This is a genomic window from Achromobacter sp. JCM 18799, assembly GCF_055395645.1.
Genome location: NZ_AP043866.1, coordinates 1,600,320 through 1,626,112 on the forward strand (window position 1 = coordinate 1,600,320; position 25,793 = coordinate 1,626,112).

Annotated in this window: 22 protein-coding genes and 2 pseudogenes; 17 read left to right on the forward strand and 7 right to left on the reverse strand. The window is 62.9% G+C overall.

Going from position 1 to position 25,793, the window contains the following annotated elements:
* The first annotated feature begins 40 nt into the window (after positions 1-40).
* The 10 genes from ACZ5YA_RS07650 to ACZ5YA_RS07695 all read left to right on the forward strand — a co-directional run bounded on the left by ACZ5YA_RS07650 (position 41) and on the right by ACZ5YA_RS07695 (position 10,975).
* Positions 41-298: a hypothetical protein gene (locus ACZ5YA_RS07650; RefSeq protein ID WP_059373237.1), complete on the forward strand. Its 258-nt coding sequence runs from the start codon at positions 41-43 to the stop codon at positions 296-298.
* A gap of 216 nt (positions 299-514) precedes the next feature.
* Positions 515-1,492 carry a LysR family transcriptional regulator gene (locus ACZ5YA_RS07655; RefSeq protein WP_059373239.1) on the forward strand — a complete coding sequence of 326 codons (978 nt, stop codon included), beginning with the start codon at positions 515-517 and terminating at the stop codon, positions 1,490-1,492.
* Positions 1,489-2,952: an NAD(P)-binding domain-containing protein gene (locus ACZ5YA_RS07660; RefSeq protein WP_059373241.1), complete on the forward strand. Its 1,464-nt coding sequence runs from the start codon at positions 1,489-1,491 to the stop codon at positions 2,950-2,952. The genes ACZ5YA_RS07655 and ACZ5YA_RS07660 overlap by 4 nt, the downstream gene beginning before the upstream one ends.
* On the forward strand, positions 2,949-3,923 hold the full coding sequence (locus ACZ5YA_RS07665) for an ABC transporter permease (protein ID WP_054456315.1): 975 nt from the start codon (positions 2,949-2,951) through the stop codon (positions 3,921-3,923). The genes ACZ5YA_RS07660 and ACZ5YA_RS07665 overlap by 4 nt, the downstream gene beginning before the upstream one ends.
* On the forward strand, positions 3,920-4,837 hold the full coding sequence (locus tag ACZ5YA_RS07670; RefSeq protein ID WP_059373243.1) for an ABC transporter permease: 918 nt from the start codon (positions 3,920-3,922) through the stop codon (positions 4,835-4,837). Before ACZ5YA_RS07665 ends, ACZ5YA_RS07670 begins: the two co-directional genes overlap by 4 nt.
* The gene (locus ACZ5YA_RS07675; RefSeq protein ID WP_054456313.1) at positions 4,834-5,841 is read left to right on the forward strand and encodes an ABC transporter ATP-binding protein; all 1,008 of its coding nucleotides are present in this window, start codon (positions 4,834-4,836) and stop codon (positions 5,839-5,841) included. The genes ACZ5YA_RS07670 and ACZ5YA_RS07675 overlap by 4 nt, the downstream gene beginning before the upstream one ends.
* Positions 5,838-6,851: an ABC transporter ATP-binding protein gene (locus ACZ5YA_RS07680; RefSeq protein ID WP_464092302.1), complete on the forward strand. Its 1,014-nt coding sequence runs from the start codon at positions 5,838-5,840 to the stop codon at positions 6,849-6,851. Before ACZ5YA_RS07675 ends, ACZ5YA_RS07680 begins: the two co-directional genes overlap by 4 nt.
* A 65-nt stretch (positions 6,852-6,916) precedes the next feature.
* A complete protein-coding gene (locus tag ACZ5YA_RS07685; protein WP_175161502.1) occupies positions 6,917-8,488 on the forward strand; it encodes an ABC transporter substrate-binding protein in 1,572 nt (523 codons plus the stop codon).
* Positions 8,489-8,491: 3 nt separating this feature from the next.
* Positions 8,492-9,787, forward strand: coding sequence for an acyl-CoA thioesterase/bile acid-CoA:amino acid N-acyltransferase family protein (locus ACZ5YA_RS07690; protein ID WP_464092303.1), 1,296 nt, complete (start codon positions 8,492-8,494; stop codon positions 9,785-9,787).
* Positions 9,788-9,805: 18 nt separating this feature from the next.
* Positions 9,806-10,975, forward strand: coding sequence for a CMD domain protein (locus ACZ5YA_RS07695; RefSeq protein WP_464092304.1), 1,170 nt, complete (start codon positions 9,806-9,808; stop codon positions 10,973-10,975).
* 30 nt (positions 10,976-11,005) lie between these two features.
* On the opposite strand, the gene ACZ5YA_RS07700 is transcribed toward ACZ5YA_RS07695, so the two are convergent.
* Positions 11,006-11,779, reverse strand: a complete 774-nt coding sequence (locus tag ACZ5YA_RS07700; RefSeq protein WP_464092305.1) for an autotransporter outer membrane beta-barrel domain-containing protein — start codon at positions 11,777-11,779, stop codon at positions 11,006-11,008.
* An 880-nt stretch (positions 11,780-12,659) separates the two neighbouring features.
* Positions 12,660-13,664, reverse strand: a pseudogene (locus ACZ5YA_RS07705) (autotransporter-associated beta strand repeat-containing protein); the annotation flags it as partial.
* Positions 13,665-13,991: 327 nt separating this feature from the next.
* Between ACZ5YA_RS07705 and ACZ5YA_RS07710 the strand changes: the two are divergent.
* Complete coding sequence (locus ACZ5YA_RS07710; protein ID WP_464092306.1) at positions 13,992-14,672, forward strand: hypothetical protein; 681 nt, start codon at positions 13,992-13,994, stop codon at positions 14,670-14,672.
* 860 nt (positions 14,673-15,532) lie between these two features.
* Here the strand turns inward: ACZ5YA_RS07710 and ACZ5YA_RS07715 are convergent.
* Genes ACZ5YA_RS07715 through ACZ5YA_RS07725 form a run of 3 tightly spaced genes read right to left on the reverse strand, consistent with a single transcriptional unit; the run spans position 15,533 to position 16,740 of the window.
* Positions 15,533-15,655, reverse strand: a complete 123-nt coding sequence (locus tag ACZ5YA_RS07715) for a hypothetical protein (RefSeq protein WP_464092307.1) — start codon at positions 15,653-15,655, stop codon at positions 15,533-15,535.
* A gap of 14 nt (positions 15,656-15,669) precedes the next feature.
* The gene (locus ACZ5YA_RS07720; RefSeq protein WP_280016256.1) at positions 15,670-16,299 is read right to left on the reverse strand and encodes a LysE family translocator; all 630 of its coding nucleotides are present in this window, start codon (positions 16,297-16,299) and stop codon (positions 15,670-15,672) included.
* A 36-nt stretch (positions 16,300-16,335) separates the two neighbouring features.
* Positions 16,336-16,740, reverse strand: coding sequence for a VOC family protein (locus tag ACZ5YA_RS07725; RefSeq protein WP_464092308.1), 405 nt, complete (start codon positions 16,738-16,740; stop codon positions 16,336-16,338).
* Between the two features lie 220 nt (positions 16,741-16,960).
* Between ACZ5YA_RS07725 and ACZ5YA_RS07730 the strand changes: the two genes are divergently transcribed.
* The 3 genes and pseudogenes from ACZ5YA_RS07730 (at position 16,961) to ACZ5YA_RS07740 (ending at position 20,139) form a co-directional block, all read left to right on the forward strand.
* Positions 16,961-17,821 (forward strand): class I SAM-dependent methyltransferase, encoded by an 861-nt coding sequence (locus tag ACZ5YA_RS07730; protein WP_175208035.1) that lies wholly within the window; start codon positions 16,961-16,963, stop codon positions 17,819-17,821.
* A gap of 110 nt (positions 17,822-17,931) precedes the next feature.
* Positions 17,932-18,507, forward strand: coding sequence for a hypothetical protein (locus ACZ5YA_RS07735; protein ID WP_464092309.1), 576 nt, complete (start codon positions 17,932-17,934; stop codon positions 18,505-18,507).
* Between the two features lie 511 nt (positions 18,508-19,018).
* Positions 19,019-20,139: pseudogene (locus tag ACZ5YA_RS07740) on the forward strand (IS3 family transposase).
* A 252-nt stretch (positions 20,140-20,391) separates the two neighbouring features.
* On the opposite strand, the gene ACZ5YA_RS07745 reads toward ACZ5YA_RS07740, so the two are convergent.
* Positions 20,392-21,201, reverse strand: a complete 810-nt coding sequence (locus tag ACZ5YA_RS07745; protein WP_464092310.1) for a hypothetical protein — start codon at positions 21,199-21,201, stop codon at positions 20,392-20,394.
* A 473-nt stretch (positions 21,202-21,674) separates the two neighbouring features.
* On the reverse strand, positions 21,675-23,009 hold the full coding sequence (locus ACZ5YA_RS07750) for a deoxyguanosinetriphosphate triphosphohydrolase (RefSeq protein WP_464092311.1): 1,335 nt from the start codon (positions 23,007-23,009) through the stop codon (positions 21,675-21,677).
* A gap of 986 nt (positions 23,010-23,995) precedes the next feature.
* On the opposite strand from ACZ5YA_RS07750, the gene ACZ5YA_RS07755 reads away from it, so the two are divergent.
* The 3 genes from ACZ5YA_RS07755 (at position 23,996) to ACZ5YA_RS07765 (ending at position 25,540) form a co-directional block, all read left to right on the forward strand.
* Positions 23,996-24,982: a helix-turn-helix transcriptional regulator gene (locus tag ACZ5YA_RS07755; protein ID WP_464092312.1), complete on the forward strand. Its 987-nt coding sequence runs from the start codon at positions 23,996-23,998 to the stop codon at positions 24,980-24,982.
* Positions 24,983-25,070: 88 nt separating this feature from the next.
* Entirely contained in the window at positions 25,071-25,349 is a 279-nt protein-coding gene (locus tag ACZ5YA_RS07760) for a hypothetical protein (protein WP_464092313.1), read from the forward strand.
* A gap of 11 nt (positions 25,350-25,360) precedes the next feature.
* Positions 25,361-25,540: a hypothetical protein gene (locus ACZ5YA_RS07765; protein ID WP_464092314.1), complete on the forward strand. Its 180-nt coding sequence runs from the start codon at positions 25,361-25,363 to the stop codon at positions 25,538-25,540.
* The last annotated feature ends 253 nt before the right edge of the window (positions 25,541-25,793 follow it).

Consider the following 25,793-nt stretch of genomic DNA (forward strand, 5'->3'; position numbering starts at 1 on the left):
TAGCCTTGAAATGGCCTGCCGCCGTCATTGGAGACCTCTCATGCCCGAGTTCATTGAAGCGAACCTTGACACTCTGTTCACGCTTGCCCAAAGCCGTACCGAAAGCTATCTGCGGGCAGCCGAAACCCAGATCGATGCGGTTTTCGGTGGGGGCTACGCCCGAGAGCATCCAGAATTGATCGCGGCGTTCATGAAGACCGCGTCCGATGAATTCACGCGCACGGCCACGGCCAAAGTCCTGCAGAACCTGGGGTACTCCCTGGACTCGGTTGCAGACGCACTGCGCACCCGGGCCTGATCAGGATCTCCGCGCCCGCGGGTTCTCCGCGCGCACCCGCATGCCGCCAGCCCGATACGGGCTGCTGAGCCGCTTGCGCTCTAAATCCTTGAAATAACTAGCAGTTATGAAATTCCCTGAGGAAAACCCCGTCAGGGAATTTACTTATGCGCTTTAATTATTTGCAAAGCGCATACTTGCCGGGCAAGAATTCGTCCTTGGCATAAATCAATTCAGATGGAACTTCGTCAACTCGAGGCCTTCGCGGCCGTCATGTCCACGGGCAGCGTCACTGCTGCCGGCCGGCTGTTGGGACGCTCCCAGCCGGCGATCAGCCGGTTGTTGCAGGAACTGGAAGCCGAGATCGGCTATCCCTTGTTTGCGCGCAGCGGCCCTCGCGTGACGCCCACCGAGCAGGGCTTCCTGCTGTATGACGACGTCGAGCGCGCGTTGGCGGGCATGCAGCAGATCCGCAGCCGCGCCGATGAAATCGCCCGCGGCCAGGCCCAGCCGCTGCTGATGGCCGCCACCTCCGCCCTGGCGGCGGGCCTGGTGCCCGACGCGCTCAAGCGCATCGAGGACCGGATCGGCGCCGCGCGCATCCAGTTGCGCAGCGCCTCGCCCGAGCGCGTGGTGCATGCCGTGCTGTCGGGCGCCGCGCAACTGGGCGCGACCAGCCTGCCGCTGGAGCATCGCGGCCTGACGGTGCACTGGATCGGGCAAGCGCCCTGTGTGGTCGCGCTGCCGGAAAACGATCCGCTGGCGCAACAAGCCGTGGTGCCCGTCGCCGCGCTGGCTGGACGCCGCATGATCACGATGGCCAATCCCTACCGCCTGCGCCGCCGCCTGGACGCCGCGCTGGCGCAGAACGCCCAGACGCTGGGCACCATGGAAACCAATTCGTCCGTCAACGCCCTGGCCGCCGTGCGCGCCGGACTGGGCGTGTCGGTGCTGGAACCGATCACCGCCTACGGCGCCCCCATGCCGGGCGTGGCGATCCGGCCCATCGACCTGGACATTCCCTTTTTCTTCGGGGTCATCACCCCGCAGTCGCAAACGCCGACGCCAGCCTGCCAGGCCATGGTCGACGCGCTGGCCCAAGCCGCCGCAGCCCTGCTGCCCGGCTTCGCCCTGCACGACGCCGCCGAACATTCGGCGCTGCTGCAGTCGATCTATGGCGACGACGCCCCTCTTACGGAATCCCCTGCTATATGAATCAGCCTGTAGCCACCCCGCCGCAAGGCCTAGCCGCGCTGGAAGCGCGCCTGCGGCAAGACCTGTCCTGGCTGGAGATCCCCGCCAAGAACTGGGTCACGCCGCGCCTCGTCGACGGCCAGCCCGTGCTGGACGTGGCCGTCGTCGGCGGCGGCATGGCCGGCCTGGCCGCGGCCGCCTCGCTCAAGCACCTGGGCATCAACGCCCCGATCTTCGACCAGGCGCCCGAAGGCTATGAAGGTCCCTGGGCCACCACCGCCCGCATGGAAACCCTGCGTTCGCCCAAGCAGCTGACCGGCCCCGCGCTGGGCCTGCCGGCGCTGACCTTCCGCGCCTGGTTCGAAGCCCAGTTCGGTTCCGAGGCCTGGGAAGCGCTGGACAAGATCCCGCGCCTGCAATGGATGGATTACCTGCGCTGGTACCGCCGCGCGCTGGAACTGGATGTGCGCAACGAGCACCGCATCCTGGCCGTGCTGCCGCGCGCCGACCAGCTGGTGCAGCTGGACATCGAATCCCCCGCCGGACGCAGCACGGTGCTGGCGCGCCGGGTGGTGCTGGCCACCGGCCGCGACGGCCTGGGCGGCGCCTATGTGCCTGATTTTTCGAAGAAGCTGCCGCGCAACCGCTGGGCGCATTCGTCCGACGTGATGGACTACAACACCCTGGCCGGCAAGCGCGTGGGCGTGGTGGGCGCGGGCGCGTCGGCCATGGACAGCGCGGGCACCGCGCTGGAAGCCGGCGCCGCCAGCGTAGACCTGCTGATCCGCCGCAACGACATTCCGCGCATCAACAAGGGCAAGGGCGCGGGTAACCCCGGCCTGACCCACGGCCACCTGACCCTGCCCGACGAATGGAAGTGGAAGATCCGCCACTACATCAACGCCGCCCAGGTGCCGCCGCCGCGCGGCAGCACGCTGCGCGTCTCGCGCCACCCCAACGCCCGCTTTAATCTGGGCTGCGGCGTGCAGGACCTGGCGCTGGTCGGCGACGAGATCCACGTCACCACGCCCAAGGGCGTGTTCGTGCTGGACTTCCTGATCTTCTCCACGGGTTTCCGCATCGACTGGACCGTGCGTCCGGAGTTCGCCGCGCTGGCGCCGCACGTGCGCGCCTGGGGCGACCGCTACGTGCCGCCGGCCGGCGAAGAAGACCAGGAACTGCATGACTCGCCCGACCTGGGCGCGGTGTTCGAATTGCAGGAAAAGACCCCGGGCGCCTGTCCCGGCCTGGACCGCGTGCATTGCTTCTCCTACCCGGCAGCGCTGACGCAGGGCACGATCTCGGGCGACATCCCGGCCATCAGCGAAGGCGCCAAGCGCCTGGCGCAAGGCATCGCCGGCCTGTTCTACCGCGAGGACGTGGAGACGCACTACGCCAATATGGAAGCGTTCTCCGAACCCGAGGTGTTCGGTGACGAATGGACGCCGGCCCCGGCCCCGCAAGCGGAGACCGCGCAATGACGGGCTGGTTGCTGCGCCGCATCGCGCAAGCCGCGGTGGTGGTCTTCCTGATGACGCTGATCGTCTTCGTGGGCCTGCATGCCATCGGCAATCCGGTGGACATCCTGATCGGCCAGGACGTGGACCAGGTGGACCGCGCCCGCATCATCGCCGAACTCGGCCTGGACAAGCCGCTGTGGGAACAGTATCTAGCGTTCCTGAACGGCGCCCTGCACGGCAATCTGGGCAACAGCTTCGTCTACAACATCCCTGCCGTCGAACTGGTGATCCAGCGCCTGCCGGCGACGTTCGAGCTGGCCATCGCCGCAATGATGTTGGCCGTGGTGGTGGGTCTGCCTCTGGGCCTGTACGCCGGTCTGTATCCGGATAGCCGTTTCGCCAAGATGATCATGGCGGGCAGCATCGTCGGCTTCTCGCTGCCGACGTTCTGGATCGCGCTGATGCTGATCATGACCTTCAGCGTGTCGCTGGGCTGGCTGCCGGCCAGCGGCCGCGGCGAAACCGTGGAGTTCCTGGGCTTCCAGTGGTCGTGGCTGACGGCCGACGGCTGGCGCCACCTGATCCTGCCGGCGTTCAACCTGTCGCTGTTCAAGATTTCGCTGGTGATCCGCCTGACCCGCGCCGGCGTGCGCGACGTGCTGCCGCTGGACTTCGTGAAGTTCGCGCGCGCCAAAGGCCTGTCGCCCATGCGCGTGGTCTGTGTGCACGTGCTGCGCAACACCATGATTCCGCTGGTGACGGTGCTGGGCCTGGAGCTGGGCTCCACCATCGCCTTCGCCGTGGTCACGGAAAGCATCTTCGCCTGGCCCGGCGCCGGCAAGCTGATCCTGGACAGCCTGAACGCGCTGGACCGCCCCGTCATCGTGGCCTACCTGATCGTGGTGGTGTGCCTGTTCGTGACCCTGAACCTGATCGTGGACATTCTTTATAAAGTGCTGGACCCGCGGGTGCGGCTGGAGGCCTCGGCATGAGCGCCGTATCTACCCCGAACCCTACCCCCGCGCTGCGCCGCGAATCGCCGTGGCGGCGCAACCTGGCCGAGTTCATGTCGTCCAAGACGGCAGTGCTGGGCCTGGCTGTCGCCACGCTGCTGATCCTGGCCGCCATCCTGGCGCCCTGGATCGCGCCGCAGAACCCTTATGACCTGCTGCAGATCGACGTGCTGGACGCGCGCCTGCCGCCGGGCAGCATGAACGGCCTGGACACCTTCCACTACTGGCTGGGTACCGACGGCCAGGGCCGCGACCTGCTCTCGGGCATTCTGTACGGCCTGCGCATCAGCCTGGTGGTGGGCGTGGGCTCGGCCCTCATCGCCGGCATCGTCGGCACGCTGCTGGGCCTCTTGGCCGCCTACGCCGGCGGCAAGGTCGACGCCCTGATCATGCGCCTGGTCGACCTGATCCTGTCGTTCCCGTCCATCCTGGTCGCCATGATGATCCTGGCCTACCTGGGCAAGGGCGTGGGCAACGTGGTGCTGACGCTGGTGATCCTGGAATGGGCCTACTACGCCCGCACCGCGCGCGGCCAGGCCCTGGTCGAGCGCCGCCGCGAATACGTGGAAGCCGCCCGCTGCCTGGACATCCCCAACTGGCGCATCATGTTGAAGCACATCCTGCCCAACTGCCTGCCGCCGCTGATCGTCATCGGCACTTTGCAGATCGCGCGCGCCATCACGCTGGAAGCTACCTTGAGCTTCCTGGGCCTGGGCGTGCCCGTGACCGAACCGTCGCTGGGGCTGCTGATCTCCAACGGCTTCCAGACCATGCTGTCCGGCGAATACTGGATCAGCTTCTACCCCGGCATCGCGCTCCTGATCACCATCGTGGCGATCAACCTGGTGGGCGACCGCCTGCGCGACGTGCTGAACCCGAGGACCCACAAATGAGCGCCGACCGCCATACTGCCGGCGCGCCGACGCTGGAGGTGCGCAACCTGCGCACCCACTTCCATACCCGCGCGGGCGTGCTGCCCGCCGTGGACGACGTTTCCTTCACGCTGGAACGCGGCAAGATCCTGGGCCTGGTCGGCGAGTCCGGCTCGGGCAAGTCCGTCACGGGCTTCTCCATCATGGGCCTGGTCGACGCGCCGGGCCGCATCGTCGGCGGCGAGGTGCTGTTCCAGGGCCGCGACCTGACCAAGCTGGCGCCACGCGAGCTGCGCAAGCTGCAGGGCAACCGCATCGCCATGATCTTCCAGGATCCGATGATGACGCTGAACCCCGTGCTGCGGGTGGACGCGCAAATGATCGAGACCGTGCGCGCCCACAACAAGATGAGCGCGGCCCAGGCCCGCGCCCTGTCGCGCGACACGCTGGGCATGATGGGCATCCCCAGCCCCGAGGAACGGCTGCTGGCCTACCCGCATCAGCTGTCCGGCGGCATGCGCCAACGCGTGGCCATTGCGATTGCCATGCTGCACCGGCCCGACCTGATCATCGCCGACGAGCCCACCACCGCGCTGGACGTCACCATCCAGGCGCAGATCCTGTCCGAAGTGCAGAAGCTCGCGCAACAGCACGGCACCAGCCTGATCTGGATCACCCACGACCTGTCGGTGGTGGCCGGCCTGGCCGACGACGTGGCGGTGATGTACGCCGGCCGCATCGTCGAGCACGGCACCGTCGACGACGTGCTGGACCGTCCGCAGCACCCCTACACCGTGGGCCTGATCGACAGCCTGCCCAGCAACAACCGGCGCGGCCAACGCCTGCGCCAGATTCCCGGCATGACGCCCAACCTGCTCAACCTGCCCGCGGGCTGTGCCTTCGCGGCGCGCTGCTCGCGCGCCACCGCCGCCTGCGGCCAGCAGCCCGGCATCACCCAGGCCCTGCCCGAACACAAAGTGCGCTGCTTCCACCCCACGATCCAGACCAGCGAGGTAATGGCATGAGCACGACCGCCCCTACCCCGCTGATTGATCTCAGCCAAGTCAGCAAGCGTTTCGGCGAACGCCCCACCGGCCCCGCGACGCGCGCCATGCAGCGCCTGGGCCTGTCCAAGCCGCCCGCCGTGACCCGCGCCGTCGACAACGTGGACCTGATCGTCAACCCCGGCGAAGTGGTCGGCCTGGTCGGCGAGTCCGGCTGCGGCAAGTCCACGCTGGGCCGCATCGCGGCCGGCCTCTTGACGCCCTCCGGTGGCGAGATCCGCATCAACGGCGTGCGCCCGGCCGACATGAACTCGGCCCAGGCCCATGCCGCGCGCCTGCAAGTGCAGATGATCTTCCAGGACCCCTACGCCAGCCTCAACCCGCGCCTGCGCGTGGACGAGATCGTGGGCGAAGCGGCCCGCATCCACGGCCTGGTCGGCAACGGCGACTTCGACGACTACGTCAGCGCCCAGCTGGAACGCGCCGGCCTGGACCCCGCGCTGCGCCAGCGCTATCCGCACCAGTTCAGCGGCGGCCAGCGCCAGCGCATCGGCATCGCCCGCGCCCTGGCCGTGCAGCCCACCATGCTGGTGTGCGACGAGGCCGTGGCCGCGCTGGACGTGTCGATCCAGGCGCAGATCCTGAACCTTTTCATGGACCTGCGCGAAGACCTGGGGCTGACCTATCTCTTCATCAGCCATGACCTGGGCGTGGTCGAGCACCTGTCCGACCGCGTCGTGATCATGTACCTGGGCCGCGTGGTGGAAACGGCCTCGGTGGAAGAAGTCTTCCGCCACCCCAACCACCCGTACACGCAGGCCCTGCTGGCCGAGATCCCCAGCCTGAAGTCGCGCCACAAGACCTTTACCGCGATCAAGGGCGAGATCCCCAGCCCGCTGAATCCGCCGGGAGGCTGCCATTTCCATCCGCGCTGCCCGTATGCGATGCCGCGCTGCAAGACCGAGGTTCCCACCTTGAAGGGAATCGCCATCAACCACCTGAGCGCCTGTCACCTGAACGACATGGCGTGAACCCAGCCGCCGCGCCGCGGCGCCCGAATTAACCGCTAGTTCCCCCTATACCAAGGACTCCGAACATGAAACGCCTGATTCTCACCACCCTGACCGCCGCCATCCTCGGCGCTTCCGCCGCAGCAAGCGCCGACGACCTGTCCATCGGCTTCGCCGACCCGCTGTCGTCCCTGGACCCGCAGCTGAACAACCACGCCGGCGACCGCTCGGTGGCCCTGCACTTCTGGGACCTGCTGATCGAGAACAAGTGGAACAAGCTGCAGCCCGGCCTGGCCGTCAGCTGGAAGCCGCTGGACGACAAGACCTGGGAATTCAAGCTGCGCGAAGGCGTCAAGTGGCAGGACGGCACGCCCTTCACCGCCGACGACCTGATCTACTCCTACACCCGTGCGCGCGCCGTGCCGGGCAGCGTGGCCACCTATGCCGGCTACCTGCGCACCATCGACACGATGACCGCCAAGGACCCGCTGACGCTCATCGTCAAGACCAAGGCCCCCAACCCCGACCTGCCGCTGAACCTGGCGTCGGTGCACGTGGTCAGCAAGCACGTCGGTGAAAAGTCCACCACCGAGGACTACAACTCGGGCAAGGCCATGGTCGGCACCGGCCCCTACAAGTTCGTGTCCTACACCCCCGGCGACCGCGTCATCATGGAACGCAACGACGCCTACTGGGGCGACAAGCAGATCTGGGACAAGGTCAACTACCGCTACATCAACAACGCCGCCGCCCGCACCGCCGCGCTCTTGGCCGGCGACGTGGACGTGATCGACAAGGTCTCGGTGTCCGACCTGGCCAAGCTGCAAAAGGCCGCCAACGTGTCGGTCTACCCCTACGACGGCCTGCGCGTCATGCTGCTGCAGCCCAGCTTCAACCCCGCGCCCAACCAGTACATCACCGACAACAACGGCAAGCCGCTGGACAAGAACCCGCTGCTGGACGTGCGCGTGCGCCAGGCGCTGAACCTGGCCATCAACCGCAAGGCCATCGCCGACCGCATCCTGCAAGGCGCCGCCACCGAAGCCAACCAGTGGATGCCCAAGGGCACCATCGGCTACAACCCCGACGTCAAGGACATCCCCAACGACGTCGCGCAGGCCAAGAAGCTGCTGGCCGAAGCCGGCTACCCCGACGGCTTCAAGCTGACCATGCACGTGCCCAACGACCGCTACCCGCAAGGCCCGGAAACGGCCCAGGCCGTGGCGCAGTTCTGGACCCGCGCCGGCGTCAAGACCCAGGTGGAAGTGGTGCCATGGGCCGTGTACTCGGGCCGCGCCAACAAGAACGAATTCGCGGTCAGCATGCTGGCCTGGGGCAACGGCACCGGCGAAGGCAGCTACGCGCTGGTCAACATCCTGGCCACCGCCGACGCCAAGAAGGGCCTGGGCGCGTCCAACTGGGGCCGCTACAGCAACCCCAAGGTCGACGCCGCGCTGGAGCAATCCACCTCGGAATTCGACGTAGCCAAGCGTGAAGCCATCCTGCGCGACTCCGTCAAGATCGTGTACGACGACGTCGGCATCATCCCGCTGTTCCACTACAAGAACATCTGGGCCACCAAGAAGGGCCTGAAGGTCACCCCCATGACCAGCGACCGCACGGCCGCCATGATGGTGACGAAAGAATCGGGCAAGTAAGCCATGACGCCCACCCTAACCATCACCCCGGCCGTCGACCTGATCGACGTGCCGCGCCAGATCCGGGTCGAACACGTGGCGCCCGGCCAGACGGTGGAGATCACCGCCCTGACCCGCCGCAACGGCGTGCTCTGGCAAAGCCAGGCCGCCTTCGTGGCGGGCGCGGACGGCACGGTCGACCTGGGCCGCGACGCGCCCGTGTCCGGCGACTACGAAGGCGTGGCGCCCATGGGCCTGGTCTGGTCGCAGTCCCCCGTGGACTCGTCCAGCCGCGAACACTTCAACCACCCGGTGACCGAGGCCCTGGTCACCGACGTGGTGGCGCGCGCCGCCGGTGCGCAGGCCCAGGCCAGCTTCACCCAGCGCCTGGCGGCTGACGGCGTCACGCGCCAGGACGTGCGCGAAGAAGGCCTGGTCGGCACGCTGTACCTGCCGCCCGGCCCCGGCCCGTTCCCTGCCGTCATGATCCTGAACGGCTCCGGTGGCGGCATCAACGAACCGCGCGCGGCGCTGTATGCGTCGCGCGGCTACGCCGCCTTCGCGCTGGCCTACTTCAAGGCGCCCGGCCTGTCGGACTACATCTCCAACACCCCGCTGGAATACTTCCAGACCGGCCTGCGCTGGCTGCGCAAGAAGGTAAGCCCCAAGCACGACTTCGTCGCCATCAGCGGCCAGTCGCGCGGCGGCGAACTGGTGCTGCTGTTGGGCGCCACCTTCCCCGAGGAAGTCTCGGCCGTGGTCGCCTACGTGCCCGGCGCCGTGGTCCACAGCGGCCAGAACGCCTGCGATCCCAAGATCGGCCGCGAAGGCCCCACGTGGCTGCTGGGCGGCAAGCCCATTCCCCACGTCTGGGAAAACAACCGCACCGCCACCTGGGCGCCCTTCGACGAAGGCCCCTCGCCGCACCGCCACGAGAAAGCCATCCTCACCGCCCTGCAAGACCCCGACGCCGTGGCCCGCGCCCGCATCAAGGTCGAAGACATCCAGGGTCCCGTCATGCTGTTGTCCGGCACCGACGACGGCTCCTGGCCGTCCAGCATCTATTCCAAGATGGTGCAGGACAAGCTGGCCGAGGTGAACCATCCCTACCCGGTCGAGTGGCTGGACTACGAGAACGGCGGGCACTCCATCCTGTTCCCCTACGTGCCCACCACCCAGCTCGTCTACGCCCACCCCGTGTCCGGCAAGATCAGCACCAGCGGCGGCAACCCCAAGGACAACGCCCGCGCCGACCAGGAATCCTGGGAAGGCGTGAAGCAGTTCCTGGACGCGGCCGTCAAAGCCCGCGCCGCCAAGTAAAGCATCAAGGAGATCCGCATGGCTGAACCCATCGTCTACAACGTCACGGACGACCTCGTCGACCGCCTGATCGGCCTGGCCCCGGGCGCCAAGACCTACGAAGTGCGCCACTTCCGCGAGAAGGTCGCCGCCGCCACCCAAGGCAGCTACGACGCCCTGTTCGACCCCGCGCTGCCCGGCCTGTCCCTGGCCGAGCGCCTGCTGGTCGCGCTGTACGCCACCCGCATCACCCCGTCGCCGCTGCTGGCCGCGCACTACCGCGCGCGCCTGGCCGACGCCGGCGCCACGCCGGCCGACATCGCCGTCGCCGAATCCGGCAAGCCTACTGAGGCCGCCACCCCGCGCCTGGCCGCCATCCTGGAATTCACGCGCAAGCTGATCGAGAAGCCCGTCGAAGGCGACGAAGCCGCGCTCAAGACCCTGCCGGCCGCCGGCGTCTCCACGCCCGCCGTGGTCACGCTGTCCCAGCTGGTCGCCTTCCTGTCCTACCAGGTCCGCCTCGTCGCCGGCCTGGAAGCCATGAAGGCCCTGGAAGGCCAGCCCGAACGCGCCGCAGCCACCCCGCCCGCGCCCTTCCCCGCCAACACCGCCGCCACCGCGCCCGGCGCGGTGATCAAGGCCCACGGCTTCACCAACGAATCGCTGGAATGGAAGGCCTGGCTCGACGTCGTCAACGTCGAAACCGCCACGCCCGAACAAGTCGCCGTCCTGGAAGAAAGCCACCCCAAGGCCAAGGTCTCGGACTACTACCTGTTCCTGGTGCATCAGCCGGAAATCCTGCGCCAGCGCTCCACGGCGTTCAACGCCATCATGTACGCGCCGGGTGGACTGTCGCGTGCGGAGCGTGAACTGGGTTCGACCTACGTGTCGCGTATCAACGGCTGCGTCTACTGCGCGTCCGTGCATGCCCAGCGCTTTGAGCAGCTGGCCAAGCGGAATGAGGTCATCGCGCAGGTGTTCGAGGATCCCGCGACTGCCGGCACCACGGCGCGGGAACTGGCTATCGGCAAGTTCTCGATCCAGATCACCGAGGCGCCTGCCGCGGTGAATGCGGACAGCATCCAGGCTTTGAAGGATGCGGGTTTGAACGAAGGCGAGATCCTGGATCTGCTGCATTCGGATGCGATCTTTGCTTGGGCGAATCGCTTGATGCTGAACCTGGGCGAGCCGGTGTACGCGGCCGCCTGACCCGGCAAGGGCTGGCGCCTGAGCGCCAGCCTAGAAGCGCCACCCAGCGTTCAGCGTACCGGTATGTTGCCGGTTGCCTCCGCCGAATTCACCTGCGTAGCGCAAGCCCAGCGTCATCGCCCGAATCGACACCAGGTCCGCGCCCAGTTCCACACGCGCCGCATCGCGCGCGATGGGCGCGCCGGCCACGCTGAAGGCCGGGCCTTGGTCAAAGGCCAGCGTCGCCGTGGGCTGGACGTCGCCATAGGCGTGGCGCCAGCCCACCATGCCGCGCAAGGCAATGGCCGTGCCGCCCGGCTGCCATTGCGCGCGCAAGCCGGTCAGGCTGCTGGCCACATGCTGCTTCTGCGCTCTTCCCGACAACGCCGCCGCCCCGCCGCTCTCGTTGAAACCGCGCATACGCGTATCACTCCAGGCCAGGCCGACATATGGCTCTACCGTCACCGTACCGCTCAATGCCATGGCGTAGCCCGTCTCGGCAAATAGCTGTGTGGTGCTGGCGTGATAGCCAGCGTCCAGGTTCTGGTCCAGGCTGCCGTAGCGGACCTGCCGGCGCGTCTCGATGTCGTGCCAGGTGTAGGCCGCACCGGCCATGACGTTGAGCTGGCCGTCGCCCAGCGCATAGCCCTTGCCGCCGTATACCGTCGCGGTATAGCTGTCGATATTTGAACTCGCGCTTCGGTCCTGTCCGCTCAAGCGCGAGTCGGTGTATCCAAATGCGCCGCCCAGGCGCCATCCCCCCCCCCACGCCCACGTCGCCGCCGAATGCCAGGCTGGTGCTGCGCTGGCGTATGGCCGGCGCATTGCCGTCGCCCGCGTACTGGCGCCAGTCGCCGCCAAGCTGCGCCCACACCGGCGTGACGCCGGCACGCGGCAGCGCCGTCGCCAGGACCGGCGCGTCGCTGACGCCCGCGGCAGCCGTCGGCGCGCCCGGTATCTGCCGCGCGCCCAGATTGCCGCGCAAGGCGTCCAGCCCGCTCTGCGCCGCAGCCGTCAGGTTGGGCCATGACAGCACTGTGGCGACGCTTGCATAGGCGTCGCCGGAAAGCTGTTCAAAACCCTGGCGCACCTCATCCAGGTCGCTGCTCAGCGCGAACGCGCGCCAGACTTCCTGGTCCTGCGACAGCGCATCGATGGCCGCAGCCACCGCCGCCTGGTTGCGAGTCGCGGCCAGGCCAGCCAGGCTGCGTGCATTGCGGCGCAGCGTGAGCGTGACATCGTTGCCGTCGCCGCCCTGGGTGCTGACCAAGGCGTCCAGAAACAGCAAGGGATTGCGCACCTCGGCAAACGTGCCCTGCACCGCGCCCGGACTCAGCTTGCGGATCAGCGTGTAAGACCCTGACTGCGGCTGCCAGGCCTGCGCGTCGTTGGGGGACAGGCGCAGGTCCAGCGTGCTGCCGGCAATATCCACCCCGCCTGCAACGTCCACGCGGCTGCTCGCTTGCGGCGTCGCCTCGATGCGCAGCGTGCCGCGGTTGAGGTAGTCACCGGCGATGGTCTGTGCGCCGCCGGCAACGCCTGCGTTCCCCGGCGCATGCGTGGCGCCGGCATCGATAGCGGTTGAACCCAGCCGGCCGCCTCCGCTCAACGTCGTACCCGCAAGCGCCCGCACACTGCCGCCCAGGCTGGCGCTGTCGGCCAGCCACAAGCCGCCGCCCGCCAACGTCGTACTGCCCGAGTATGCGCCGCTGTCCGCGCCAAGCTTCAAGGTCCCGGCGCCTGTTTTGGTCAACACGCCGCTGCCCTGCAGCGCGCTGTCCAACCTGAAGTCATAGGGCAAGTCCAGCGTGCCGCCTTGGGCGCCGATGCTGACCGCGCGCGCTGTGGATGCGTATGCGGCATCACCAATACGCAAGACGCCGCCGTTCAGTCGCACGCCGCCAGCGGCCGCGCCCAGGCTGTCGTCGCTCGTCGCCTCCAGCGTGCCGGCGAGCACGTCCGTACCGCCGGTGTAACGGTTCTGGCCGGACAACACCAGCGTCCCCGCGCCAGCCTTGCTCAGCGTCCTGCCATCCCAGCCGGTCGCGGCGTTGGGCGCCTGGTCGACCAGCGGCGCGGCCACGGTGAACACATTGCCGGCATCGGCCAGCGTGTAGGTGCCATGGGCCAGGTTGTTGCCCGCCGTCCAGCTCAGATCGTAGCTCGCCACATAGTCCGTGCCCGACTTGCGGGCATGGACAGTCAAGTAGTCCACCGCCCCTTGAAAGCCACCTATCTTGACCGAGCCAAAGTCGGCGCTGATGCCGCTCGTAGTTCGGATCAACGTCTGGTTGGCGCCGTTCGGATCGGCAATGCCCGAGATGTTGAGCGACACGTTGCGCCCCACGGCCAGCTCGCTCGTCTCCAGCGCCGGTCCGGCCGAGCCTGCCGCCAGCGACAGTCGCGTGCCGTCGGCCAGCGCGACACCCCCATTCACGCGCAACGTCGACAGCGTCGCCGCCTCGAATTCGCCCGCATTGACCATGACGCGGCCAACCAACGTGGCCCCTCCTCCGTTCATGCGCAACACGCCGCCATCGACGACCGTATTGCCAATGTGGGCGACGGTTCCCGTCATGACCAGCGTGCCCGCGCCGGTCTTGGTAAGCGTACCCGCCCCATTCCACGCGCCCGCCATCACCAGCGTCTTGTCCGAGGCGACCTTCAATGCGGAAGCCGCGCCAAGGGTTACGTTCTGGCCGACGCGCATCGATTGCGTCGCGGCCAGCGTGCCGCCGGCCAGCGTCAACCTCCCCGACAAATCACCCAGCGCGCCCGCGTCGGCAATGGACAGCGTGCCTCGCCTGATGGTCCAGGGCGTGACCGCCGTCGTCGCACCCGTCAGGCTCCAGACGCCCTGGCCGGTTTTCTCAAAATTGGAGAAGTACCGGAACTGACTGGCATCGCCGATCCGCCCCGTATCAAGCACCGTGGCGCCCGGGCCCGATCCGAGGTCGGAGGCATCGCCGCCCAGCGTCAAGGTATTGTCGGCCGCCGCCCCGGTAGCGCCGACGACATTGCCCAACAATGACCAGCCTTGACGCAGTTCCAGCTGATTGGAGCCAGCGGTGAACCTGATGGCGTCTGCATAGGCGCCGCCATCCCCGCCCCGACCGCCGGCAATCGGGCCGGAAGTCGTAATGGTCAACCGCGCGCCCTGAATACCCACACCGCCACTACCTGCCCGTCCCTCGCTGCCACCAGCAAAATTTCTGCCACGATTGCCACCAACGCCACCCTGAATCGTGCCCAGGTTGTTTATCACCAGATCATCGCCAAGAATTCCGCTGCCCGCGCCTGCCCCATAGCCGCCAGAAGTGCCAGGTCCAACGCCAGTGCTTCCATTGCCGCCATTTCCGCCCTGGATGACGCTGCCGTTCGTGATGATGAAACCCGAGCCCGCGATGCCCGCTCCGCCGCTGCCTCCGTCGACTCCGGTCGCGCCAGTCCCGCCGCTGCCACCCTTTCCGCCAACCACGGAAAACTGGAGCGTACCCAGGTTCTGGCCATTGCCGTACAGTATCGCGCCGGGTGCTCCCGCACCGCCCCCGCCTCCACCTCCGTAGGAAACATAGGTCACGCCATTGATGACCCGAGTCTCGGCGCCACCAGCTCCGCCGTCACCCCCATTGCCGCCCTTCACGGCCACTATCGGCAGGCTGCCCGCCCTATGGCCCGCCGCACCGCCGCCGCCGCCGGCGGCGAAGAGCTCGCCTGACCGCCCATCCTCGCCGCGTGCGCCATCCGCTCCAGCCGTGTTGCCGCCTGCGCCGCCAGCAGATTTCGATCCCGAGTTATAGCTGTGGCCATCTCCCCCTTTGCCGCCAACAATACCGGCGCCACCACCGCCGCCCCCTAGCATGTTGCAGCCTCCACCAGCTGTCTTGCCATCACCGCCAGCAGTCGTCAGAGAATCCGCACCGCCAGCGCCCCCGCATGCAGCGCCAATAGTCCTGCTCCCACCGTTTCCGCCGTCGGCCGCTGCCGCCATCGGCGCCGATATCAAGACCGCCCATAGCGTCACAGCCGGCTTGACTCTCCTTCCTGGGGTATCAATACCTGCTTGTTTGAATATGCGAGCCATGCTGTTCCTCTGTCATGCCCTATGCCATTGCCGGCCCGTCACGGTCCGCCGCAGCAAGCACGGTCCCGAATCCAAACGCGCACACACAAGGCCGCACGTCCCGTCGCGGCGGCCTGCTTGCGTGCAGTACAAGAGAATCCAGTGGGTCCGGCCAGCGCGAGGGCCATACGCGCCATTGCGCTCCGCTCGCGTTGCGCGGCGGAATCTTGGGCGCAGCGTAACGGCAGCCTGTCGCCGGCACATCGGACTTTAGTCGTAGAGACTGGCGGTTTTCCGTGCGGCGTCGGGGTCCAGAGGCAGCCCCTGGCAGGCGCGTTCGTCAAACGGGCATGGCCCGCCTACTGATGCGCCTCGCCCATCGCGGGGCGCATTGCCTTACCCCGTATCCAGATCAACGAAGCGCCACCTGCCGTGAATGCCGACAGCATCCAGGGATTGAAAGATGCGGACTTGAAGGAAGGCGAGATCCTGGATCTGCTGCGTTTGGATGCGATCTACGCACGCGCGTAGCGCTTGATGTTGAACCAGGGCGAGCCGGCTTCGCCGAAGTGGCGTCCGGCCGCTTGCGTGCCGGACGCTTGGCCCAGGGTTTGCCGTCGCCGGCACGGGTCGGCCATGACAAGCCGCCCCATCAACGCTGCCAGGTCAGCAGCTTGACGCCCGCAACGGCAAACACCACGGCCACCGTCCCTTCGATCCAACGCCGCAGCCTGGCGTACAGCGCAATCATCGGCGCGGTCGAGAACGCGATGGCATAGCCGCCGAACACCATGACGCCCAGCAACGCGCAACCGCCGATGATCGCCGGCAAGGTGCCGTCCGACGCGCTCTCCCCCAGCCCCAAGGACATGATCGCCATCCAGGCCAGCACCGCCTTCGGATTGCCGATGTGCATCAGCACGCCCTGGCGGTAGAGCACCCGATAGCGCGGCGTCGCACGGCCCGTTTTCACATTCACAAAGGCCGCGCCCGGCCTCAGCGCCGACCTGCCGGTGCGGAACGCCAGATAGAGCAGGTAGACACCGCCCACCATCTTCATGATGTAAAGCGCCTGCGCGGACGCCGCTAGCACGGCGGAAATGCCCGTCGCCGCCAGCGTGGCCCAGAATAGCGAGCCGGTAATCACGCCCGCCGCCAGCGCAAGCGCCGGCACACGGCCGTCACGCATCGCCGTTGCCATGATCGCCATATTGCTGGGGCCGGGACTGGCGGTGGCAATCAGATAGGTGCCGTACACAAGAGCAAGCTGACTCACGAGCATTTGCGTTTCTCCAGGGATGCCAGGTCATATCCCGCGTTACAGCAGGAGGTCCCCGCGATGGACGATATGGACCTTGTTCCCATCGGGATCGCGCAGATACGCGCCGAAGTAGCCGTCACCGTAATGAGGACGCGCGCCCGGCGCGCCTTCGTCCGTCCCGCCCTGCGCCAGACCGCCCGCATGGGCCGTGCTCACGGCTTCCTGCGAAGGAGCCAGAAAAGCGACCATGCTGCCATTGCCCACCGTCGCCGGCTCGCCGTCGTAGGGCATGTAGACGTAAAAGCGCGGCAGCAGCGCCTGACCGGTCACCCAGCAAAGCGCCAAGGGCCCGCCATCCGGCGTGACAACGCGACGCTTCAGTCCAAGCGGAAGCAGCACCGCGTCATAAAAACGGCCCGCGCGTTCAAGATCACGCGTCCCGACAGTGATGTGGCTGAACATTTGATGACTCTCCATGCGCCCGCCCTGGCGGTGGGCGCTTTCAGAAATGCATGACCTGCTCCAATCGCATCGGGCATGTTACTCGCATGCCAAATCATGCGAATCACTAGAAGAGGCACAGTCCGCGCCCGTTCCGCCAGGGCCGGCCGCGTTTTCGTTAAACTGACGCTTTCCGCCTTCTTATGCGCCCCGCCCATCGCGGGGCGCATTGCCTTACCCCATGTCCGACAAAACCCACGACATCCGCCCCGGCCAGTCGATCGAACTGCTCAAGGCCCTGCACATCCTGACCCGCGACGGCAAGATGAACCAGGACAGCCGCCGCAAGCTGAAACAGGTCTACCACCTGTTCCAGTTCATCGAACCGCTGCTCAAAGACGTCCAACAACAACGCGGCGCCGTCACCCTCGCCGACCACGGCGCGGGCAAGTCGTACCTGGGCTTCATCCTCTATGACCTGTTCTTCAAGGAACAGCCCGAGGCGCTGAAGAACGGCTCCCACATCTACGGCATCGAAACCCGCGAAGAACTGGTGAAGTCGTCGGAAGAACTGGCCAAGCGGCTGGGTTTTGGCGGCATGTCGTTCCTGAACCTGTCGGTGGCCGATTCCATCACGTCGGACAAACTGCCCGCCACCATCGACGTCGTCACCGCCCTGCACGCCTGCAACACCGCCACCGACGACGCGATCCACTTCGCCTTGGAGAAGAAGGCCAAGTACATCGTCGTCGTGCCCTGCTGCCAGGCGGAAGTGGCTTCGGTGCTGCGCAAGAACAAGGCGAAGGCGCTGGCTGATCCGCTGGCTGAGATCTGGCGGCATCCGCTGCATACGCGGGAGTTCGGGAGCCAGATCACGAATGTGCTGCGGTGCTTGCAGCTGGAAGCGCATGGGTATCAGGTCAGCGTGACTGAGCTGGTGGGGTGGGAGCATTCGATGAAGAATGAGCTCATCATCGCGCAGTACAAGGATTTGCCGCGCAGGAAGGCGGCTGAGCGGCTGACGGAAATGCTGGATAGGATTGGGCTGCAGGAGTTGAAGGATCGGTTCTTTGTACCGAAACCGGCAGAGGCGGCGGCGTAAACGCCTGTCGTGCTTCGTGCCGCAGCGTCAGCATCCGTGGTGCGTGCCGTCGTCTGCTGCCGGAAGCACCGCATGACGCGGTGAACGCCATTCGAGCCGCATTCCCCCACATGCCCTCTCGCCCGCGCAAGGCCGCCCCAGAGCAGACGGCGCAGCTAACAGCAGCCTTCCCCGCGCGGCTGCGAGCCGAAGTGGCACATATCGCCGAGGAGATCTGCCCCTCGATCATGAGCGGCCGCGGATTGTCCGTCATCGTGCAGGACGAGTCATTGACGCTGCCCTATCGCGTTCAGCATGGGGGCAGCGATTCCTTGTCCTCCAAGCTGGACGAACCCCAGGCCCTGATCTACGCGTGCATACAGTCACGCCATCATGACGGCCACGTGCGCCAGCGCCAAATTGAGCGGTTGGCTGGGGCTTCCGAGCCTTGGGTTGTACCGTCCGTGGTGCAGCTCTGCAGTGAATACGTCGTCGAAATCCTGCAGGACATCGAGGCGTGCTTGCCCTTGCTGGACAAGCATGTCTATGGAACGGTTCTTCGAAGCAATCCAGCCTTTCTGGATCTGGCGCAGCAGCGCATGACCAGCTACTGGGATTGCTACTACCGGCGGCGCTGGCTCAGAAGTGAAACCTATGTGGGGTTTCGCTTGTTCAAGCAGTTCCGCGACTGGCAAGTCTCCGCCTAGGGCCTCACGAGCTTGAAGAGCTCGATCCGCGGATCAATTGCCAGAGCTGCGGCGCAACCGATCGGATGAGTTCTTATTCAAGCGCTTCGCTTCGTCTTCCGCGTAGTCTTCCTCGCCCTCTTCGTACTTGCCTTCATACATGCAGCTGCTGCGGTTCCATCCGCACTCGCCGCCTAGTGAGCAACCTGAACTCAAGGCGGCAAGAAACAAGAGGATGCTGCAACGGCCTAATCTTTGAATCGACATATCGCTCCCTGGTGATCGATGTAAGTGTAAGGGATGGAGATGACGACTGAGCCGGCGTGGCCTGAGCCTGAATTGGAAATGGCCGCCACTCTGAGCGCGGATTTAGGCTCAAGTGTGCTCAATTTGGCACGGTCACGCTTGATTGCGATGCCCGTCGGATTCGATACTTACATCGCAATCCCACAAGGATTGACCTCCCCCCTAAAAGTTGGACAGTTGATAACTGGAAAATTCCGGCGAAACTAGCCCCCAGGAGGGCGTCGCCATGAAGAAGTCAAAGTTCACAGAAGAACAGATTGCGTTCGCGCTGCATCAAGCCGAAACCGGCGTGTCGGTCGAAGAGGTCTGCCGCAAGGTGGGCGTGTCCCAAGCCACGTTCTATGCGTGGAAAAAGAAGTATGGCGGGATAGGCGTGAGCGAACTGCGTCGGCTGCGTCAACTCGAGGACGAGAACAAGCGACTCAAGCAGTTGGTGGCTGATCTAAGTCTGGACAAGGTCATGCTGCAGGACGTTCTGAAAAAAAAGCTCTGAGGCCGGCGCAGCGTAAACAGCTCGTCGGCTATCTGATTGATAGCTACCGTATCAGCGTCAAGCGGGCCTGCCAGGTTTGTCAGCAGAGTCGCGCGGGTTGGTATCAGAAGCTCAAGCCCCGTGTTCTTGATGCGCCGCTCAAAGCTCGCATGCACGAGATCGCCAGCACAAGGGTGCGCTATGGCTTCTGGCGCATCTTTGTGTTGATCCGCCGCGACGGCTGGCATGTCAACCACAAGCGCATTTACCGCCTATACAAATAGGAGGGTTTGAACTTGCGCACCAAACGCCCGCGGCGTCGTAAGGCTGCCGCCCATCGGCTTGAACGTCCGGTCTTGACGGGCCCGAACCAGAGTTGGAGTATGGACTTTGTCTCGGATGCGCTGTTTAACGGCCACAAGTTCCGCGCCCTGGCTGTGGTCGACAACCACACGCGTGAATGCTTGGCAATCGAAGCTGCGCCGACACTGACGGGTTCGGATGTCGTGCAGGCATTGACTCGAATTGTTGGAGAGCGTGGCGCATCGCCTGTGCGAATTCAAGCCGACAACGGGCCGGAGTTTGTTTCGTTGGCCTTGGATAAATGGGCCTATGAACAGGGGGTGACGTTGGATTTTTCCCGTCCCGGAAAACCCACGGACAATGCATTCATCGAATCTTTCAACGGCAGTCTGCGCGATGAATGTCTCAACACACACTGGTTCATGTCGTTGCCAGACGCGCGCCAAAAGCTCGAAAACTGGAGGCAGGATTACAATAACTTCCGACCACATTCGGCTCTCGGCGACACCGCGCCAGCGCTGTTTGCGCGTCAGTTTTTTACCGACCCAACCCTGCCGGTTTCTCCAGCCTGAGACTGTCCACTTCGGGGGAGGAGGTCAATTGCAGCTTGAAAGGCAGGGTGGCTCGTGCAATGTCGCATGACTGTCTGAATTGACATCTGCTAAACATCAACATTGACGATCGAACGACTGCTTCTAGCCGAGGGTGGTCGTCGATCACAGGCAGTTATCGGCCCATTGCGGCCAGTCAGTCACCATTTGAGAAAGGACGCATTGCATTAGAGTTGTCCAGCACGCAGCATGTGGATCTTGCGAATCGACTGCCTAGGTCGCGAGCGATTGGAGTAGTGGCATTTCTTCGGGCGTAACTTCAAGGTCTTCTCTCTTAAGACCGTAATGTTCGAAATATTCGTCCTTGAACTCAGCAATGAGCTCATTGTGATAGGAAGCCATCCAGAGATACTTGGCTGCAACAGATGAGAGCTGCGTCGCACCTCCCGCGTTCTGAAGGATGATCTCCTTGTGTCTCCGAAGGAACACTGGAATGTTGTCAGGGTCGTCAATCTCGGTCAAGAAGGACCGGAGATAGTCGATGAAGTGGATTCCATCGCTATCCTTTCTGATGTTCTTTCGGATGTACGAGAACTCCTGCTCGAGCGTGTGCTGCGCCGATGCCAGCCGCTGATCTTTCCTTACTTGGGCGATTAAAATGGGATCAACGACGATTCGAGGATAGTTCGCATAGATCGATTCCAGCTCGTATGCCCTAACGAACCCTGGTCCAAAAAGAATTTGGTCGTCAAAATGAATCGTTCCAAGAGACACGCCGCCCCGAATACAAACGCCGTGGTTAATAAGTTCTCCTTGCATGTGAACAAGGTCTAACATCTCGTAAAACATCAGCCCGTACCGCATTTCCTTATTTGCGGCAGAATCGAGCGGACGCATACGAATGATCGAATCGGAAAACTGGATGATTTTAGGCTCAAACCCTTCCCCATCCTCGACTTCGTTTAAGCCTGAGAGCCTCCGAACATTGGCCAATTTCGCAGCAACTTGCTCATACGTGTTCGTAAGGATCAGATTTTTAAACCCTAGAACGTCCACGAAAGTAATAACTGCCTCTCTGTACACACAACCTCCTGACAAGGTCCAGTGAATGGGATAAACGGTAGTTTGGAGTTTTTTCGGGGCAGCGTAGCTCTATTTTTCTGAAAAAACAATGGAAACGACCGTCATCGGAAGCTGCGATCGATAGTCCGCTTCTGGCCGTGAGCCGCCGTTACTGATGGGCTATTGACGACCCAGAGCAGTCATATAGTTTCCCCGTAAGCGACCGTTAATGGTCAAGTTCATCGCCGCCCGCCTGCTGGTGAATTGCCAGTCCGAAAGACTAAGAATCGCGGTGGAGACTTTCCTTGAACATATCGATTTTCCATGATTTCCTTTTAGGCAGGAGCGCAGAAGCTTCCGGGGCAAATGGCTTTGAAAGATCGGGGCCAGTAGAGCAGCCCGCACGGTGATATTCGAGAAAAAATGTGTCAGACTACAATTTGGCCAGTTAAGTTGTAATTCGACGCCTTATTCCAAGCGCGCTCTTCCTTAAATCATGGGAGCGAAATTCCACGAACACGTTGGTACAATTCGACTGCAAACGAATCTGTCATGCCGGAAACAAAATCCGTGGCAAGAAGCGTCCTCTCGTAAGAAGAGAGATTTGTAAGATCGCGATCAATTCCTGGCATTAAACCGAGAAGAGTTCGGGCCCTCACTTTTCCTTTCTCAAGGTTATTCGCCTTGATATAGATCGCATTGTGAAATAAATCTAACAGCCCTGAAATAACCTCAAAGCCACAGGCTTCAATCTCAACCACGGGCCTCGCGGTATATACCTTGCATTTTGCGAGATCCTTGAATGCTGCGAACTCTTTGCTCAAGGAGATGCACGCCGTGAGCTCTTTATCAAAGGTTCCATCCATCAAGCCATTGTAATTATTCTTAAAGGCTTCCACTATGGTCTCGACCATTGCGTTCACCGTCAAAGCACGAAAATACTCAATGCGACGGCCGGGATTTTCGATCTGCAAACCATACTTCCAACGCTTTTCGGAAAGCCAAGGACGGTATAACTCGGCTATTTCATCGAACGAGAGGCATCCCGCTTTGTAGCCATCTTCGACGTCCATAACGTGATAGCAAATATCGTCGGCCGCTTCGACCAGAAAAGCTAAAGGGTGGCGATGCCAAGCATCAGCGGCGCCAGGCTTACGGACTAAACCCAGTTCATTGGCCAATTCTCGAAAAATTTCTGACTCACTCTGCATAAAGCCAAACTTCTTCCCGCTTATACCGTACTTCTGAGAGTCGTCCACCGCAGACGCTCGCGGGTACTTGACGAATGCGCCAAGTGTTGCACACGTGAGCTCCATACCTACTCGCTGAGGTGCGTATTGCTGTTTGCACAACGTTCGAAAACCTTGAGCATTACCCTCGAATTTTAATAGGTCCAACTGCTCCGAATGGCTCAGCTCATTGACAATAGCCCTCGCCTCGAACCACTCCTGTATAGCTGACTCACCGGCATGACCGAAAGGAGGGTTGCCAATATCGTGCGCAAGACAGGCCGTTGCCACGACTGTACCAAGCTCGTACGGATTAACAACATCGTTGAGCCCAGACTCTTTTTGTATGATCGCGTCAGCGGCAAGCATGCCCAGTGAGCGCCCCACGCTTGCGACCTCTAGGCTATGAGTGAGCCGCGTCCGGACATAGTCGCTTTTAGCTAGCGGAAATACTTGTGTCTTATCTTGCAACCGACGAAAAGCAGAGCTGAAAATAATTCTATCGTAGTCACGAGTGAACTCATTTCTCAATGGGAGCGCGTTATCGCGGTTAGCGACACGTCCGAGACGCTTAGTTGACAACAGTCGTGCCCAATCCATTTTTCAAGCCCTCCTTGCTAGTTGCATCTACCACTAGATAAATTTATATTTTGAACAACGAATTACAAAAAATCCGTGCATTTCTTGAGCTCTGGAAACTCACTCAGCGGTAAATACTTGGAACCCTTCATCCGATCTCTAATTAACATATTGGTGGACATGCACAGAAACTTTATTGGTTAAGCTATAACACCGATGGAATCGGATTCAATCGAGGTAACACGATGCCCCTGGCGTAGAGCCCTGCCTCAATCCAACTTCCATCCAGTCTTTCCTGCCGCCGAACCCGACGCATCAGACATATTTAGCACCAAACGACACATATAGCAACACGCGATAACGTCGTTACCCAAAGAAGTTAGACCTTCTGCAATACCGAGCGGATTCTACTTCTGGTCCGGCTATGGCATACAAAAATGGGCGATCATTTTGCCCCCCCATTGATTCCGATAGGTAGTAGTGATGACCGACACGCAACGGGATCCTAGCGAACTCAAGTCCTGGCCAACATCTGGCAGCATTATTTGACGTTTAACTCCACAGCGACTGACCTCTGCCCCAGAGCCTCGGCCGAAGAAACCGAAATTCGCTCATGGCCGAAAGATACGACGGCAGAAAATTTGGTATGAGGAAAAAGTAGGAACCGCTCCCCTTTGCGTACGTCTCGGCACGACCTGAACGACAGCAGTCGCTGCCGAGCTGTCGCCCGACATTTGCGGATCTCAGTCTTCCGCCGAGGCTCCAAGTCCGGCGGAGCTCGGTAGTTGTCGAGATCAAGCATGTCGACTGCCATAGAGGTCGGGCAGATGGCGGCGTCCGCGCTGTTGCCCATCAGGACACCTAATTTGGAATGTATGCGCATACAGAGGTTGTGGTATGCGTCCCACGTATCCTGCAGCCATAACCATGGAGCTATTGCGCGGTCTTCGCCTGCCTGCTGTACTTGCCCTGCCATCAGACGATCTCAATTAGTTACGGGAGGAAAAATGCCACCACGCGCAAAAAAACAGAACACAGAGCGGATACATAAGATCCTAAACATCCTGCGGCAAAGAAATGGCGCCACGATGCAGGAACTCATGGATGCGCTCGAGGTTTCGATGTCTACGATCAAGCGCGACATCGACGTATTGCGTGACCGTATCGACTGTCCCATCGAATTTGACCGCGACATCAATAAATGGGTCGTCCGCGATCGCCCGGGAGAAAAGCGGTTTGAGCTGCCCGGATTGTGGTTCAACGGAAGTGAACTCTACGCGCTTCTGGCAATGCAGCACTTGGTGAGCGGTGTCCAACCAGGACTGCTAGAGTCTCACCTCCAGCCGCTGAAGCAGAAGATTGAGAGTCTGCTAGGCGAATCCTCGGCTGCCGCGAAGGACATCAAGAAACGAGTCAAGCTCATCCATTTCGCAGGCCGGCGCATCGATGTGAAGTACTTTGAGCTGTTGACCCAGGCCGTACTAGAGCGCAAACGAGTCGTCATGCGCTACTTCAACCGCGACAAAGATGAGGAAACCCGCCGCGAGGTGTCACCGATCCGGCTAGTTCACTATCGGGAAAACTGGTTGTTGGACGCACAGTGCCATCTGCGAAATGAGCTACGCATCTTTGCGCTGGACGCGATCCAGGAAGTTCAACTGACGGAGAAGCCGAGCATTGAGATGAGCCAGCAAGAACTGGACGAGTACTTCGGCAGCGGATATGGCATCTATGCGGGCAAGGCCGATAAGCGCGCCGTTTTGAAGTTCAGCAAGGCACGAGCGCGCTACGTCTCGCTCGAATGCTGGCATTCGGGGCAAGTTAGCAAATGGCTGGCCGATGGCTGCTACCAACTCGAAGTTCCGTATTCCAAGGATCAGGAACTAGTCACAGACGTGCTGAGATATGGCGCCGACGTGGAGGTACTAGCGCCGCCAGAACTCCGTCAGCGCGTGGCGCAGCAGTTGCGCGCCGCAATAAAACAGTACCCATAAGCTGAGATTTTATCCAGGTCATTCCGTGATCTAGTGACCTGTCAGAATTCCCACATGCCTACTGTTTCACGTGGGCTTGGAGTCATAAATGCAGATCAATTTTGCGCACCTTCGGCAGCCTGCCGTCAATGGTGGCTGGGTCAACTTCGCGGTCTTTGACGCACGGTCGAACAGCGGCACCACGAGCGCGAACAGTGCGCTCCTGGAGCAACTGACTGCCCGAGCCCGAGAGAATCAGCTGCGGGTCGACCAGTCTGCCTTGGCTTTTAGCGCCAACGGCCGTACTCAGTTCTTCGGTAGTAAACGCCTTGTGGAGTTCCTCTCCCGCAACGGATTGCCGCGTTGGACCCACACCCTCACCATTTAAGGAGTTCTGTTATGGCTAAGAACCCGCCTACCGGCGACAATGCGCGCCGCGGCGCAATTCGCGATCGTTCCCAGACCTATAACCCGGTCACCGAGAACTGGACGAAGCGCGATACAGATAGCGGCCGGTTTATGGACCAGAAGAAGGACGGCACGCCTTTCAAAGGCGTGCGGAAGGAGCACAGCAAGTAGGCCGGCTGCTTGCGAGTACTGGGCTCCTGGGCGGCAATCTCGATCTCCACGATCCAAGGAGTCCAGGTCGCTGCATCACTAGATTCGACCTGTCGGCGGAATGTTCCCACTTCATCCAGAGTCTTCCCCGCGTTGACGACGAAATTGCAACGGATCATTCAGGAGACCCATCGTGGCTGACCGCCAAGTTACTTGCACTACCCCCCACGGTAACGGGCCTCACAAGCGCTTCACACACCAGACTACCGCAGTG